The organism is Bradyrhizobium semiaridum (assembly GCF_020329505.1).
Lineage (GTDB): Bacteria > Pseudomonadota > Alphaproteobacteria > Rhizobiales > Xanthobacteraceae > Bradyrhizobium > Bradyrhizobium semiaridum.
Map to the genome: position 1 here is coordinate 26,141 of NZ_JAGKJJ010000043.1, position 14,558 is coordinate 40,698.

The 14,558-nt window shown below is 65.2% G+C and carries 13 protein-coding genes and 3 pseudogenes; 12 read left to right on the forward strand and 4 right to left on the reverse strand.

From position 1 onward, the window contains the following. Positions 1 to 94: 94 nt before the first annotated feature. The 3 genes and pseudogenes from J6500_RS29605 to J6500_RS29615 all read left to right on the forward strand — a co-directional run. Positions 95 to 619 (forward strand): MarR family winged helix-turn-helix transcriptional regulator, encoded by a 525-nt coding sequence (locus J6500_RS29605; RefSeq protein WP_225716242.1) that lies wholly within the window; start codon positions 95 to 97, stop codon positions 617 to 619. Positions 620 to 712: 93 nt separating this feature from the next. After that, positions 713 to 2,083, forward strand: a complete 1,371-nt coding sequence (locus J6500_RS29610) for a glutamate--cysteine ligase (RefSeq protein ID WP_225716243.1) — start codon at positions 713 to 715, stop codon at positions 2,081 to 2,083. A gap of 200 nt (positions 2,084 to 2,283) precedes the next feature. Further along, positions 2,284 to 2,745: pseudogene (locus J6500_RS29615) on the forward strand (PAN domain-containing protein); the annotation flags it as partial. Here the strand turns inward: J6500_RS29615 and J6500_RS29620 are convergent. Continuing rightward, positions 2,725 to 3,054 (reverse strand): annotated as a pseudogene (locus J6500_RS29620) (MmcQ/YjbR family DNA-binding protein); the annotation flags it as partial. The pseudogenes J6500_RS29615 and J6500_RS29620 overlap by 21 nt on opposite strands. Before the next feature lie 219 nt (positions 3,055 to 3,273). On the opposite strand from J6500_RS29620, the pseudogene J6500_RS29625 reads away from it, so the two are divergent. Continuing rightward, positions 3,274 to 3,942, forward strand: a pseudogene (locus J6500_RS29625) (outer membrane protein); the annotation flags it as partial. A 70-nt stretch (positions 3,943 to 4,012) separates the two neighbouring features. On the opposite strand, the gene lepB reads toward J6500_RS29625, so the two are convergent. From lepB to J6500_RS29640, 3 genes are all read right to left on the reverse strand, one after another. Further along, entirely contained in the window at positions 4,013 to 4,789 is a 777-nt protein-coding gene (gene lepB / locus J6500_RS29630; RefSeq protein ID WP_225716244.1) for a signal peptidase I, read from the reverse strand. Next, complete coding sequence (gene tldD / locus J6500_RS29635) at positions 4,786 to 6,213, reverse strand: metalloprotease TldD (protein WP_225716245.1); 1,428 nt, start codon at positions 6,211 to 6,213, stop codon at positions 4,786 to 4,788. The genes lepB and tldD overlap by 4 nt, the downstream gene beginning before the upstream one ends. A gap of 504 nt (positions 6,214 to 6,717) precedes the next feature. Beyond that, entirely contained in the window at positions 6,718 to 7,251 is a 534-nt protein-coding gene (locus tag J6500_RS29640; protein ID WP_225716246.1) for an invasion associated locus B family protein, read from the reverse strand. A gap of 578 nt (positions 7,252 to 7,829) precedes the next feature. Here J6500_RS29640 and coxB point away from each other — a divergent pair. The 8 genes from coxB to J6500_RS29680 all read left to right on the forward strand — a co-directional run bounded on the left by coxB (position 7,830) and on the right by J6500_RS29680 (position 14,555). Next, entirely contained in the window at positions 7,830 to 8,669 is an 840-nt protein-coding gene (gene coxB / locus J6500_RS29645) for a cytochrome c oxidase subunit II (RefSeq protein WP_225716247.1), read from the forward strand. A gap of 83 nt (positions 8,670 to 8,752) precedes the next feature. Next, positions 8,753 to 10,369 (forward strand): cytochrome c oxidase subunit I, encoded by a 1,617-nt coding sequence (gene ctaD / locus J6500_RS29650; protein ID WP_225716248.1) that lies wholly within the window; start codon positions 8,753 to 8,755, stop codon positions 10,367 to 10,369. 62 nt (positions 10,370 to 10,431) lie between these two features. Continuing rightward, positions 10,432 to 11,370 (forward strand): heme o synthase, encoded by a 939-nt coding sequence (locus tag J6500_RS29655; protein ID WP_225716249.1) that lies wholly within the window; start codon positions 10,432 to 10,434, stop codon positions 11,368 to 11,370. A 29-nt stretch (positions 11,371 to 11,399) separates the two neighbouring features. Further along, positions 11,400 to 11,564, forward strand: a complete 165-nt coding sequence (locus tag J6500_RS29660; protein ID WP_225716250.1) for a cytochrome c oxidase system small membrane protein — start codon at positions 11,400 to 11,402, stop codon at positions 11,562 to 11,564. 5 nt (positions 11,565 to 11,569) lie between these two features. After that, positions 11,570 to 12,211 (forward strand): cytochrome c oxidase assembly protein, encoded by a 642-nt coding sequence (locus tag J6500_RS29665; RefSeq protein ID WP_225716251.1) that lies wholly within the window; start codon positions 11,570 to 11,572, stop codon positions 12,209 to 12,211. Between the two features lie 106 nt (positions 12,212 to 12,317). After that, a complete protein-coding gene (locus tag J6500_RS29670) occupies positions 12,318 to 13,214 on the forward strand; it encodes a cytochrome c oxidase subunit 3 (RefSeq protein ID WP_225716252.1) in 897 nt (298 codons plus the stop codon). Between the two features lie 196 nt (positions 13,215 to 13,410). Next, the gene (locus tag J6500_RS29675) at positions 13,411 to 13,797 is read left to right on the forward strand and encodes a DUF983 domain-containing protein (protein WP_225716253.1); all 387 of its coding nucleotides are present in this window, start codon (positions 13,411 to 13,413) and stop codon (positions 13,795 to 13,797) included. Next, positions 13,797 to 14,555 (forward strand): SURF1 family protein, encoded by a 759-nt coding sequence (locus J6500_RS29680; RefSeq protein WP_225716254.1) that lies wholly within the window; start codon positions 13,797 to 13,799, stop codon positions 14,553 to 14,555. The genes J6500_RS29675 and J6500_RS29680 overlap by 1 nt, the downstream gene beginning before the upstream one ends. Positions 14,556 to 14,558: the final 3 nt, after the last annotated feature.

Consider the following 14,558-nt stretch of genomic DNA (forward strand, 5'->3'; position numbering starts at 1 on the left):
GGGATTGCCTACATGCACCTGCATGGAATAGTCAAGATTGATGCAGATGCATTCAGCGCGGTACACTTGGCGCCGGGACCTTATGAGCTAGACCATGAAACGCAAGCTATCGACCGAGGCGACCGCCGCCTGGATCCGCCTGATGCGGGTGCCGAGCCGCGTGCTTGACTGCGTCGAGCAGGATCTGAAGAAGGCCGGCTACCCGCCGCTCGCCTGGTACGATGCCCTGCTCGAACTGTCGCGCGCGCCGTCCGGCGAGTTGCGTCCGGTCGAGCTCGAGCGGCAGATGCTGATCCCGCAATATTCGACATCGCGGCTGATCGACAAACTGGTCGACGAAGGGCTCGCGGCCCGCCGCGAATGCAAGATCGACAAGCGCGGCCAGTTCGTCGAGATCACCGAAGCGGGACGCGAGCTGCAAAAGCGGATGTGGAGCGCCTATTCCGCCGCGATCGACAAGCATGTCGGCTCCAAACTGTCCGATGCCGAGGCTGCGAAGCTTTGCGGCCTGCTCGACCGTCTCGGCTGCTCTTGCGCCGATGCGAAAGGCGAGGCAAAGGCCGAGACGAAGAGCGAGACCAAGCCGGCCCCGGCGCGAGACGGCGTGCCTGCTCGATGATATCCTTGACCCCATCATCCGCGGCCGCTCCGGCGCGCGGATGTCCCTGTCACTATGCGCCTTCGATCGAAGCGCCCTTGAGTTGGATTTCGTATGGCGCGTGACCAGATCGACATGACGCCCCTTGAGTCGCGCGACGAACTTGTGGCGTGGATTGCAGCGGGCGTGAAGCCGGAGTCGGAATTCCGGATCGGCACCGAGCACGAGAAGACGCCGTTCACGCTCGACGGCCACGAGCCAGTGCCATACGCCGGCGCCAAGGGCATCGGCGCACTGCTCGAGGGCATGAAGCTCCTGCTCGGCTGGGAGCCGATCATGGAGCGCGGCAACATCATCGGCCTCTATGACGTCACCGGCGGCGGCGCGATCTCGCTGGAGCCGGGCGGGCAGTTCGAATTGTCGGGCGCGCCGGTCGAGACCGTGCACCAGACGCAAAGCGAGCTGATGGCGCATCTGGCGCAGGTGCGCGAGATCGCAACGCCCTTGGGCATCGGCTTCCTCGGCCTCGGCATGACGCCGTCCTGGTCGCGGGAGCAGATCCCGGTGATGCCGAAGGGCCGCTACAAGATCATGCGCAACTACATGCCGAAGGTCGGCAAATACGGCCTCGACATGATGTTCCGGACCTGCACGGTGCAGACCAATCTCGACTTCTCCTCCGAAGCCGACATGGTCAAGAAGCTCCGGGTGTCGCTGGCGCTGCAGCCGGTCGCAACCGCGCTGTTCGCCAACTCGCCATTCACCGAGGGCAAGCCGAACGGCTTCCTGTCGTTCCGCTCCGAGATCTGGCGCGACACCGACAATGCGCGCTCGGGCATGCTGCCGTTCGCGTTCGAGGACGGCATGGGCTTCGAGCGCTATGTCGATTATGCGCTCGACGTTCCCATGTATTTCGTCAAGCGCGGCGATGAGTATATCGACGTCTCCGGCTCCTCGTTCCGCGATTTCTTCGCCGGCAAGAATGCGGCCTTCCCCGGTGAGCGCCCGACGCTGTCGGACTGGGCCAACCATCTGTCGACGATCTTCCCCGAGGTGCGGCTGAAGCGATACCTCGAGATGCGCGGCGCCGACGGCGTGCCGTGGGGCCGGCTGCCGGCATTGCCGGCGTTCTGGGTCGGGCTGCTTTACGACAACGACAGTCTCGATGCCGCCTGGGACATCGTGCGGCACTGGACCGCGCCGGAGCGGCAGGCGCTCCGCGATGACGTGCCGCGCTTCGGCTTCAAGGCGCGCATCAAGGACCGCTATCTGTTCGAGATCGCCAAGGAATGCCTGGTGCTATCCCATGCCGGCCTGCGGCGGCGCGGCCGGATCGATCATGTCGGGCGCGACGAGAGCCGCTTCCTCGAACCGCTCGAGCGCATCATCGAAACCGGCCGTTCGCCGGCCGAGGAGATGTTGGAGAAGTTCAACGGGGCCTGGAAGGGCTCGGTGGAACCGGCGTACTCGGAATACGCCTTCTAGCCATTGGTCGCGAATGAGGCTGGCCTGAACTGGCGCTGCTGGGGCGGCAAGTTGCGCGATGTCGCAACCTGCCGTTCATCCGCCGTACAGGTTCATGGCGTTCAAATGACGGCCTGCGAACTGGCGCGGGGCTGCACGAATTTGAAAGCAATCTCATGAGGATAGGCCGCGTCTTCAGGGCGTTTGTGACGACGGTCGCAATGATCGCGGCTGGCCTCGTCGCGTGCCCGGCGTTGGCGCAGTCCAGTTTCGACCGTCCCGGCGGCGACTATTCGAGTTCGCCGGTGACGTCGGGCGATCCGGCCGATTGTGCGCTGGCCTGCGAGCGCGACCGCCGCTGCCGCGCCTGGAGCTTCAACTATCCGACCGACGTGGCGGCAGGCGCGGTCTGCTGGCTCAAGAACACGGTGCCGGTGCGCGTGCCCAGCTCGTGCTGCGTCTCCGGCGTGCGCGGCGCCGGCGTGGTCGAGCCGCGCTTCGGTCCGATCGAAACCTCGATCGACCGGTTCGGCGGCGACTACAAGAATTTCGAACTGAAGGCTAGCGACGGCGACGAGGCCTGCCAGGCCGCCTGCACCGCCGACAACAAATGCCGCGCGTGGACCTACGCCCGACCCGGCTACACCGGCCGCGACGCGCGCATCGTACTCCCGCAGCGTCTTCTTCGACACCAGCGTGCGCCAGTGCCGGCGCAGCAGCGGCTCGACGCTCGCGCGCGTCGCCCGCGACAGGCGGATCAGCACGATCGGATAATCGCGGTAGTGATCGGTGAAGTAGAACACCCTGGACCGGCGCTCGACCAGCAGGTCGCGCTCGTCCTGCGGCACGCCCGGCATCACCAGGCTGTCACCGTCCTCCTTCAGCCGCGCCAGCAGCTTCTTGCGCACCTTCAGCGCCGGCGTGCCGTAGGAGGTGCCGTCCTCCACCTCCGGCCACGCCAGCACGATGTGTCTGACCTCGTCGAACGTCATCATGGCTTCTCCCTATACCGAGCCTGTGGCCAATTTGTCGCAACGCCGGTTTTCTCTGCCGTCTCACCTCAACGGATGACGCGTGTTGATCCTCCTCGAGCCCACCATGCGCGCAAGGGCTGCAACGCTCTGTCACTGATTCATTTGCAATGGGAAGAGGACGTCATGAAGACCGGCCACAACGACAAGACAATCGCAGCCGCCGCATTGCTGGTGGCACTATCGGCGACGGCGGCTTCGGCAGCCGACCTGCCGGTGTACACCAAGGCGCCGCCGCCCCCGGCGCCGGTGGTCAGTCCGGCCGTCAACTGGAGCGGCTTCTACATCGGCGGCTTCGGCGGCTATGGTTGGTCGAACGAGGTCCATGCCAGCGCCACCGGCGTCGGCGGCATCGACTTCTCTACCGACGAGGTGAAGGGTGGCTTCGGCGGCGGCACGCTTGGCTACAACTGGCAGGCGCCCGGCAGTACGTTCGTCGGCGGCATCGAGGTCGATGCGGCTGGCTCGGGCATCCAGTACACGCTCGCCGGCATCGGCAAGGACGAGCTCAATGCGTTCGGCAGCGTCACCGGCCGGCTCGGCCTCGCCTACAACGCCGCGCTGTTCTACGTGAAGGGCGGCTACGCCTGGGCCAACAACAAGGCTACGGTGCTCGGCGTTTCCGAGAGCAATCTGCACTCCGGCTGGACCGTCGGCGGCGGCTTCGAATACATGTTCGCGCCGTCATGGTCGGGCAAGGTCGAGTACATGTATGCGGACTATGCGAAGGAGACCTACTTCGCCAGTGTCGTGCCGCCGGGCGCCGATGTCGGCGCTTCGTTCCACACCGTGAAGGCCGGCATCAACTATCACTTCAATTGGGGCGGACCCGTGGTCGCGAAGTACTGAGGGAAGCGTTCTGTAGCCCGGACGGAGCGAAGCGCAGTCCGGGCTACGGGGCTTCTTCCGGGCTACTTGATCACCTCACCGAGGTGAAGAACCGGGCGAGGCGGAAGCCGGAGAACCATGTGTAGACCGGCTGGCTGCGGATGCCCATGTCCCACGAGCCGACCACCGCGTCGGCACGGCCGATCAGATTGTCGATCGGCAGCAGGCCGACGCCGCCGTCGCGCACCGGTACGCGGCTGTCGGCGGAGTTGTCGCGGTTGTCGCCGAGCACGAACAGCATCCCCGGCGGCACTGTCACCTCCGCCGTGTTGTCGAGCCGGCCATTGTCGCGAATCTTGAAGATCGCATGGCTGACGCCGTTCGGCAGCGTCTCGATATAGCGGTAGGCTTCCTCGCCGCCGCCGCGATCGTCCTCGGCAAAGCCGGTGCCGTCAGGGTTCAGCGCCGCCGGGCGGTCGTTGATGAAGAGCTGGCCCTGCCGCATCTGGATGCGGTCGCCGGGCAATCCGACCACGCGCTTGACCCAGGCCTGCGAGCGGTCGCCCGGCCAGCGGAACACGACGACGTCGCCGCGCTTCGGCGTCTCGCCGAACACGCGGCCGGTCTCCGGCAGCGTGATCTGGATCGGCAGCGACGCCGCGCCGTAGCCATAGGGGAATTTCGAGGCGACCAGCGCATCGCCGATCAACAGCGTCGGCTCCATCGAGCCCGACGGCACGTAGAACGGCTCGGCGATCGCGCCCTTGGCGAGGAATACGACGGCCACGATCGCGGCCAGTTGTGCGGCCTGGCCGCGCCAGGTCGACTGCTTCGGCTTCGCCGTCGCCACCTCGTTTCCGCTGCTCACGACCCTGTTCCTCCGACCGTAATCCGTTCCATTCGCAGCGTCGGCTGGCCGACGCCGACAGGCACGCCCTGGCCGTTCTTGCCGCAGGTGCCGATTCCCGTATCGAGCGCAAGATCGTTGCCGATCATGGTGATCCTGTGGAGATCGGTCGGCCCGTTGCCGATCAGCATGGCCCCCTTCAGCGGCGCGCCGAGCTTGCCGTCCTCGATCTTGTAGGCCTCGGTGCACTGGAACACGTATTTGCCCGAGGTGATGTCGACCTGGCCGCCGCCGAAATTGGCGGCATACATCCCCTTCTTCACCGAGGCGATGATCTCGGCCGGATCGCGGTCGCCTGACAGCATGTAGGTGTTGGTCATGCGCGGCATCGGCACATGGGCGTAGCTCTGCCGGCGGCCGTTGCCGGTCGGCTTCATGCCCATCAGGCGCGCGTTCTGGCGGTCCTGCATGTAGCCGACCAGGATGCCGTCCTCGATCAGCACGGTGCGGTTGGTCGGCGTGCCCTCGTCGTCGATCGACAGCGAGCCGCGGCGCGAGGCCATGGTGCCGTCGTCGACCACGGTGACGCCCTTGGCCGCGACCTGCTTGCCCATCAGGCCCGCGAAGGCTGAGGTCTGCTTGCGGTTGAAGTCGCCCTCGAGCCCGTGGCCGACGGCTTCATGCAGCATCACCCCGGGCCAGCCGGCCCCGAGCACCACGTCCATCTCGCCGGCCGGCGCCGGCACCGACTCCAGATTGACCAGCGCCTCGCGCAGCGCGCCGTCGGCGGCATCGCGCCAGGCCTTGGTCTCGATGAAGCGGGCATAGCCCTCGCGGCCGCCATAACCCTTGCTGCCGCTCTCCTGCCGGTCGCCCTGGCCGGCGACCACGGAGATGTTGACGCGCACCAGCGGACGGATGTCGCGGTAGCTCTCGCCGTCGGGCCTGAGGATCTCGACCACCTGCCAGGTCGCGGTGAGGCTGGCGGAGACCTGCCGCACCCGCGGATCCTTGTCGCGGATATAGGCGTCGATCTCGCCGAGCAGTTTTACTTTCGTCTCGAAGCCGGGCGCATCCAGCGGGTTCTCATCGCCGTAGAGCTTGACGTTGGTGTGCGCCGGTGCTGCGGCGAAGCTGCCGGAATAGCCGCCGCGCACCGCCGCGACCGCGTCCGCCGCGCGGATCAGCGCCGGGATCGAGACGTCGGAGGAATGCGCGTAGCCGACCGCATCGTCCTTTACCGCGCGCAGGCCAAAACCCTGCGAGGTGTCGTAGGTCGCCTGCTTCAGGCGGCCGTTGTCGAACACCAGTGCCTCGGTCTGCCCGAACTCCAAGAATAGCTCGCCGTCATCGGCGCCGGCAAGTCCGCGCGTCAGCTCGCGGCGGACGGCATCGCGGTCGAGATTGGCGCGGTCGAGCAGGGAAGTCGTGGCGGGATTGGTCATGGTCACTCCGAAGCAGTGCGAGGTCGTCTTGCCATCCTTGCCCGAAGCGCAACTGAACGCCAGTGGAGGGAACTTGCAGCCAGGATTACGGCCTGATTGAAGCAGAGATGAGCGTCAAACTCACCTTACAACCTGGAAACCTGTGGCTGCCGGTCCGGCTCCGGGGGCTAGGCGGCGATTGTGAGACATAGTGGTGGCACCAGTAAACCGGGAGAGGCGGCGGCCCTGCCGATGATCATGGCAGCCCGTCGCGGTTCTCACCTTGTCGTCATCGCCCAAGCGTCGCCGGACAGGTCGGGCGATACATGACGGGGGCGGCGAACTGGCTGTCCACTCGGGCGAACCAACCGTTCGGTTATTGCGCCGGCGCTGCCGCCCGCCGAACTGCCGTAGCCAGATGAGCGTCGCGATGTCGGTGGCCTGCCGACCGCACCGGTGCCTTGTCCCGCATGTCGCTGCGCTCATGCGGGCTACGGATCGTCGATCTTATGACTAAAGTCCTGCCTAGGGCAATTTGTCATAGCCGTCGGACAGCCCGTTCAGGCTGAGCGGGAAACCGATGCCTTCTTCCGGTGTCTCGAAGATAATGAACGTCGCGGTCTTGGCGTTTTTGAGCTGGCCGAGCAGCTTGTCGTCCATCACGACCTCCGCCACGCAGCCGTTCGGCAGGCAGCGCACGAAGCCGGCGCGGCCGACATCCTGATTATCGAGCTTCAAGCCCAGGCCGGAGGGCAGCAGCACGCCGAGCGGCGCGACCACGCGCATCAGCCGGCTCTTCTGGTCGGCGGTCTTGAGCACGATCACGGTCAGGCCGGCATTGGAGCGGTCTTCCGCCACCACGCTCTGGATCAGCGCGCATTGCTCGTTTTGCGCGCCCGGCGGGGTATCGCAGCGGATTTGCCAGTCGCCATGGACCGAGCGCACCGCGCCCTGCGCGTTTGCCGCTTGGCTCAGGCCGAACAGGACCACAGCTGCCAACAGGCCGCCGAGCCAGCCCGGCAGCACGCTACCTCTTGCCTGAATGTTCGAAGCGCCCATCCGGGTCGATCCTCATGTGTTGGGTCCGGCCGTTCCGGCCGCCGGTAGCACGCTCAATCATCATGCGCTTCAAGAATCGCATCATGATCTCATCTACTTGTTTGAGCATGATCTTTCGGAAAGCTGGTCTCCACTTTCCGGATCACGCTCGAAAGTCGACTGATACCGCAATGACGGCGCCTTGAAGGCGATCTTGCAGCCATTCCCGCGCCGGATTGGGGCGGCCCACCGCGAATCAAGTTCCTGCGGGTCACCCTACCTGTGGGTACATCCGGTAATCCGCCTGTCAACTGCATGCGGCATTGTTTCGGATACTTTCGCTTGATTTTGCGGGAAAAATTGCGGTCGGCAGATTAGCCATGTGCGCATGGCTAGCGGCCCCACTACTGCATTGCGAGCGCCTGCGAATTATGGTTTGAGAGGCTGGATTTCGACGCGTTCTAGCGATCTGGCTCCCGTACCCACCTTGACTCGACGACGGGTACGTCCGGTAGGCCGTTTGGCAGGGCGGATCGTGCCGTATTTCCGGCCAGGGCGCCGGGAATGCGTTGGGGAAATATCTAGGGAGCGCGAGCGGCATGAAGATGTCGATTGGCCGGATGGGCCGACAATTGCTGGGATTTGCGGTGGCGGGCATGGCGGTTGACGCCGCAGGGTCGGCATCCGCCGAGATGGGGCAGCCGGCGCCGTGGGAGCACACGCTTCAGGAAGCCGCGACGCCGGTGATGGAAAACATCATCTGGTTTCACAATTTCCTCCTGGTGCTGATCACCCTGATCACGCTGTTCGTGCTGGCGCTGCTCGTCATCGTGGTGATGAAGTTCAATGCCAAGGCCAACCCGGTCCCCTCCAAGACCACCCATAACACGCTGATCGAGGTGGCCTGGACGCTGATCCCGGTGCTGATCCTGGTCGGCATCGCGGTGCCGTCGTTCCGCCTGCTGTTCCTCGAGCTCGACGTGCCGAAGCCGGATCTCACGGTGAAGGTCACCGGCAAGCAGTGGTACTGGTCCTACGCCTATCCGGACAATGGCAAGTTCGAGTTCGACTCGCTGCTCGACAAGGACAAGCAGCCCCGCCTGCTCGGCGTCGACAACGAGATGGTCGTGCCGGTCAACAAGGTGGTGCGGGTGCAGACCACCGGTGCCGACGTGATCCACTCCTTCGCGGTGCCGGCCTTCGGCATCAAGATCGACTCGATTCCGGGCCGCCTCAACGAGACCTGGTTCAAGGCCACCAAGACCGGCGTGTTCTACGGCCAGTGCTCGGAGCTGTGCGGCAAGGACCACGCCTTCATGCCGATCGCGGTCCGGGTCGTCAGCGACCAGGAATTCGCGACCTGGGTGGAAGGCGCGAAGAAGAAGTTTGCGACCAACCCGGCGAATACCTACGCCTCGGCTGGTGAGGCCGCGCAATAGGCCGGGGCCTATCTGCGCGATTGGAAGAATAAGGGCGACGGGACCGCAAGGTCCAAGAGGGACTGCAAGGCAGGATTTGGAACATGGCTACTGGCGCTGCGACACACGACGATCACGCCCATGACGATCACGCCCATCATCCGACCGGATGGCGGCGTTATCTCTACTCCACGAACCACAAGGACATCGGCACGATGTACCTGGTGTTCGCGGTGATCGCGGGCATCATCGGCGCCGCGATGTCGATCGCGATCCGCGCCGAACTGATGTATCCCGGCGTCCAGATCTTCCACGAGACCCATACCTACAACGTGTTCGTGACCTCGCACGGTCTGATCATGATCTTCTTCATGGTCATGCCGGCAATGATCGGCGGGTTCGGCAACTGGATGGTGCCGTTGATGATCGGCGCGCCTGACATGGCGTTCCCGCGCATGAACAACATCTCGTTCTGGCTGCTGCCGGCGTCCTTCGCGCTGCTGCTGATGTCGACCTTCGTGGAAGGCGAGCCGGGCGCCAACGGCGTCGGTGCGGGCTGGACCATCTATGCGCCGCTTTCGACCTCGGGCCACCCGGGCCCGGCCGTCGATTTCGCGATCCTGTCGCTGCATTTGGCGGGTGCTTCGTCGATCCTCGGCGCCATCAACTTCATCACCACGATCTTCAACATGCGCGCGCCGGGCATGACCCTGCACAAGATGCCGCTGTTCGTCTGGTCGATCCTGGTGACGGTGTTCCTGCTGCTGTTGTCGCTGCCGGTCCTCGCCGGTGCGATCACCATGCTGCTGACCGACCGCAACTTCGGCACCACCTTCTTCGCGGCCGACGGCGGCGGCGATCCGGTGCTGTTCCAGCATCTGTTCTGGTTCTTCGGCCACCCTGAAGTGTACATCCTGATCCTGCCCGCGTTCGGCATGATCAGCCAGATCGTCTCGACCTTCGCGCGCAAGCCGGTGTTCGGCTATCTCGGCATGGCCTACGCCATGGTCGCGATCGGCGGCATCGGCTTCGTGGTGTGGGCGCACCACATGTACACCGTCGGCATGTCCTCGGCGACGCAGGCCTATTTCGTCGCCGCCACGATGGTGATCGCCGTCCCGACCGGCGTGAAGATCTTCTCCTGGATCGCCACGATGTGGGGCGGTTCGATCGAGTTCAAGGCGCCGATGGTCTGGGCGATCGGCTTCATCTTCCTGTTCACCGTCGGCGGCGTCACCGGCGTCGTGCTGGCCAATGCCGGCGTCGACCGCGTGCTGCAGGATACCTATTACGTCGTCGCGCACTTCCACTACGTGCTGTCGCTCGGCGCCGTGTTCGGCATCTTCGCCGGCTGGTACTACTGGTTCCCGAAGATGTTCGGCTACATGTATTCGGAGACCATCGCCAAGGCGCACTTCTGGTTCACCTTCGTCGGCGTCAATCTGGTGTTCTTCCCGCAGCACTTCCTCGGCCTGTCGGGCATGCCGCGCCGCTATGTCGACTATCCGGATGCGTTCGCCGGCTGGAACCTGATCTCGTCCTGGGGCTCCTACATCTCGGGCGTCGGCGTTCTGATCTTCATCTACGGCGTGATCGATGCCTTCGTCCGCAAGGAGCAGGCCGCGAATAATCCGTGGGGTGCGGGTGCGACCACGCTGGAGTGGACGCTGACCTCGCCGCCGCCCTTCCACCAGTTCGAAGTGCTGCCGCGCGTGCAGTAAGCGAGCGAACGCGCGGCGCACCCGAAGTGCGCCGCGCCTTTTGAGAGAAGTGAGACCTGATCTTGTCGGTTGTCGATCACAACGCCATCGAGTTGCCCCGGATCTCCGAGGCCGAAGTGGGCGACTACATCGCGCTGCTCAAGCCGCGCGTGATGTCGCTGGTGATCTTCACAGCGCTGGTCGGGCTGATGATCGCGCCGGTGCACGTGCATCCGGTGCTGGCGTTCACCTCGATCCTCTGCATCGCGGTCGGCGCCGGCGCCTCCGGCGCGCTCAACATGGCCTATGAGGGCGATGTCGACGCGCTGATGACGCGTACCGCCAACCGGCCGATCCCGCGCGGCCGCATCACCCAGGCCGAAGCTGCCGCTTTCGGCATCACGCTCGCCTTCTTCTCGGTGATGACGCTCGGCATCCTCGTCAACTGGGTGGCGGGCGCGCTGCTCGCCTTCACCATCTTCTTCTATGCCGTGATCTACACGATGTGGCTGAAGCGCTGGACCGCGCAGAACATCGTGATCGGCGGCGCCGCCGGCGCGCTGCCACCGGTGGTGGCGTGGGCCGCGGCCACCGGCTCGCTGTCAACAGAGCCCATCTTGCTGTTCCTGATCATTTTCTTCTGGACCCCGCCGCATTTCTGGGCGCTGGCGCTGTTCCGCAGCAACGACTATGCGCGAGCCGGCATCCCGATGTTGCCCGTGGTCGCCGGTCCCGATGCGACGCGGCTGCAGATCCTGCTCTACACCATCGTGCTGGTCGCAGTCGCGCTGGCGCCGTGGCCGCTCGGCTATTTCGATGCGATCTACGGCGTCACCTCGCTGGTGCTTGGCGCCGGAATGCTGTGGCTTGCGGTCGAGGTCTATCGCCGCCGCGAGGGCACGGCCGCTGGCCGCGCCACCCGCCGGTTGTTCGCCTTCTCGATTCTTTATCTGTTCGCGCTGTTCGCCGTCCTCCTCGCCGAGGTCGTGATCCGCGCGATCGCGCCTGTCATCATCGGGTAGGGGATGCGATGGGGGCGCAAGGGATAGCCATGGACGAGAAACGCGAACCAGAGGGCATCGTCCTCACCGAGGCGCAGCTCAAGAGCCGCCGCCAGCGCTCGATCGCCATCGCGCTCGCGCTCGGTGTCCTCGTCGTGCTGTTCTTCGCCGTCACCATCGTCAAGGGGCCGGCCGTGCTGGTGCGGCCGCTGTGAGCGAGATGGCGAACCAGCCCCCCACGCAGAATCCGCGATCCGAAGGTGCCAAGGTGACGCGCCGCACCCTGACGCGCGACGCCGTAGTCGCCTCGATCTGCGGTTTCGTCGTGGTGCTGATGGTCGGCGCGTCCTACGCGGCCGTGCCGTTCTACAACTGGTTCTGCCGCACCACCGGTTTCAACGGCACCACCCAGGTCGCGACCTCGGCGCCTTCCGACGCGCCGCTCGCGCGCACCATAGCGGTCAGCTTCGATTCCAACGTCGCGCCGGGACTGCCCTGGAAGTTCGAACCGGAGCAGAACTCCGTCGACGTCAGGATCGGCCAGGTGGTCACGGTCTACTACACCGTCACCAACCAGTCGGCACGCACCACCACAGGCCAGGCCTCCTACAACGTCGCGCCGCTGACGGTCGGCGCCTACTTCCAGAAGATCAACTGCTTCTGCTTCACCGAGCAGACCATGGCGCCGGGCGAGAAGCGCGAGATGGCCGTCGTGTTCTACGTCGATCCGGCGCTGGCGAAAGACAGCGAGAACGACACGCTGAAGACGATCACTCTGTCCTACACCTTCTTCCCGGTGCGCGACGCCGTGCCGAAGCCGGTGGCGGCGGGCGAGGCGGATCAGCGCAAGGGCAATTTGTGATACGGGCATGATCTGCGCAAACGCGGGGCGGTTGCGCGGGGTCATGGTCGCGAGATAACGATGAGACTTAAGACGTGCCTTGCGGCACGCGAATGGAGAGGCGGCAATGGCTGAGGCGCACGTCAAGCATCACGACTATCATCTGGTCGATCCGAGCCCGTGGCCGGTGGTCGGTTCGGTGTCGGCCTTCATCATGGCGGTCGGCGCAATCGGCTGGATGCATCACATGTTCTCCGGCGCTCCGATCGTGTTCGGCATCGGCACCATCGGCGTGCTTTACACCATGGCGAGCTGGTGGGCCGACGTGATCAAGGAAGCCCAATACAAGGGCGACCACACCCGCGTGGTGCAGATCAGCCACCGCTACGGCATGATCCTGTTCATCGCCTCCGAGGTGATGTTCTTCGTCGCCTGGTTCTGGGCGTTCTTCAATTCGGCGCTGTTCCCGGCCGACGCAGTTCACGCCACCCGCGATGCGGTGTTCGGTTGCGGCCCCGGCACGGCGATGGGCGCCTGCAACGTGCCCGGCACCTGGCCGCCGAAGGGCATCGAGACCTTCGACCCCTGGCATCTGCCGCTGCTCAACACGCTGCTGCTGCTGACCTCCGGCACGACTGTGACTTGGGCGCACCACGCGCTGCTCGAGGGCGACCGCCAGGGCCTCAAGCAGGGCCTGATCCTGACCGTCATCCTCGGTGCCTGCTTCACCTGCGTGCAGGCCTACGAGTATGCCCACGCCACGTTCTCATTCGGCGGCAACGTCTACGGCTCGACCTTCTTCATGGCGACCGGGTTCCACGGCTTCCACGTGCTGGTCGGTACCATCTTCCTGCTGGTCTGCCTGTTCCGTGCCTATGCCGGCCATTTCACGCCGAAGCAGCACCTCGGCTTCGAGTTCGCCGCCTGGTACTGGCACTTCGTCGACGTGGTCTGGCTGTTCCTGTTCGTCTGCATCTATGTATGGGGCCGCGGCGCCGAGACCATGGCGCACGGCGCGCACTAACCGCACCTTCGACGTGCTAAGAGGGGCGGCCGAATGGCCGCCCTTTTTCTTTCCTTCTCTCATGGGAGAAGGTGGCGCGGATGTAATCCGCGCCGGATGAGGGGTCTCCATCGCGGAGACAGACCCCTCACCCGGCTCCATCTCGCTCCGCTCGATTTCACCACCCTCTCCTAAGGGGAGAGGGGAAGGACCTAACTTGACCGAGACCTTGCCCACCGTGACCCAGAGCGCGCTGCGCGGCATCGCCTGCCGGTGTCCGCGCTGCGGCAAGGGAAAGCTGTATTCCGGCTTCCTGACCCTGGCGCCGCGCTGCGAGAGCTGTGGCCTCGACTACGCCTTCATCGATGCGGGCGACGGGCCGGCGGTCTTCATCATCATGCTGGCCGGCGCCATCGTGGTCGCCGCGGCGCTGATCGTCGAGGTGAAGTACCAGCCGCCGTTCTGGGTCCATGCGGCGCTGTGGCTGCCGCTGATCCTGGTGACCACGATCCTCCCGCTCCGCTCCATGAAGGCGCTGCTGATCGCGCTGCAATTCCACCACAAGGCGGCCGAAGGCCAGTTGATCGAGCGCGAACCGAAATAATGAACGACACAACAGCGCGCCGGCCGAGCGCCGCCGGCTTCGGCATCTTCACCCTGATCCTGATCGCGGTCTTCATCAGCCTCGGCGTCTGGCAATTGCAGCGCCGCGCCCAGAAGCACGCGCTGATCGCGACGCTCGACACGAGGCTCACCGCTGCACCCGAGGTGCTCCCGCCGCCCTCGGCCTGGCCGACGATCACCTCGGCCAAGGACGAATTCCGCCGCGTCACCTTCACCGCCACTTACGCCAAACTGCCGGATGCGATGGTCTACAGCTCCGGCTCGGCGGTGCGCGACGACGTCGCCGGGCCCGGCACCTGGGCGTTCCTGCCGGCCAAGCTTGCGAGCGGCGAGACTGTCGTGATCAACGCCGGCTTCGTGCAGAACACGATGCAGGATCGCGCCTTCGAAGATCGCGTCGCCGGCCGGCTCGTCACCGGCGAGCCGGTCGCGTTGTCAGGCTATCTCCGCTTCCCCGAGCCGCCTGGCCGGCTGACGCCCAAGCCGGACACCACAAAGCGGCTGTGGTTCTCGCGCGATCAGCGCGCGATGGCGCAGGCGCTCGGCTGGGGTGACGTCGCGCCGTTCTACATCGACCTGGAGACGCCGGTGCCGGACTCTGGTACGCCGAAGCCGGGTCCGCTGAAGGTGCGCCTCAAGGACGACCACATGCAATACGCCATCACCTGGTTCACGCTCGCCGCGGCCGTCACCGTCGCATTCGGCCTCTGGTGGCGCGGCCAGCGGCGGAAGGCATAGCGC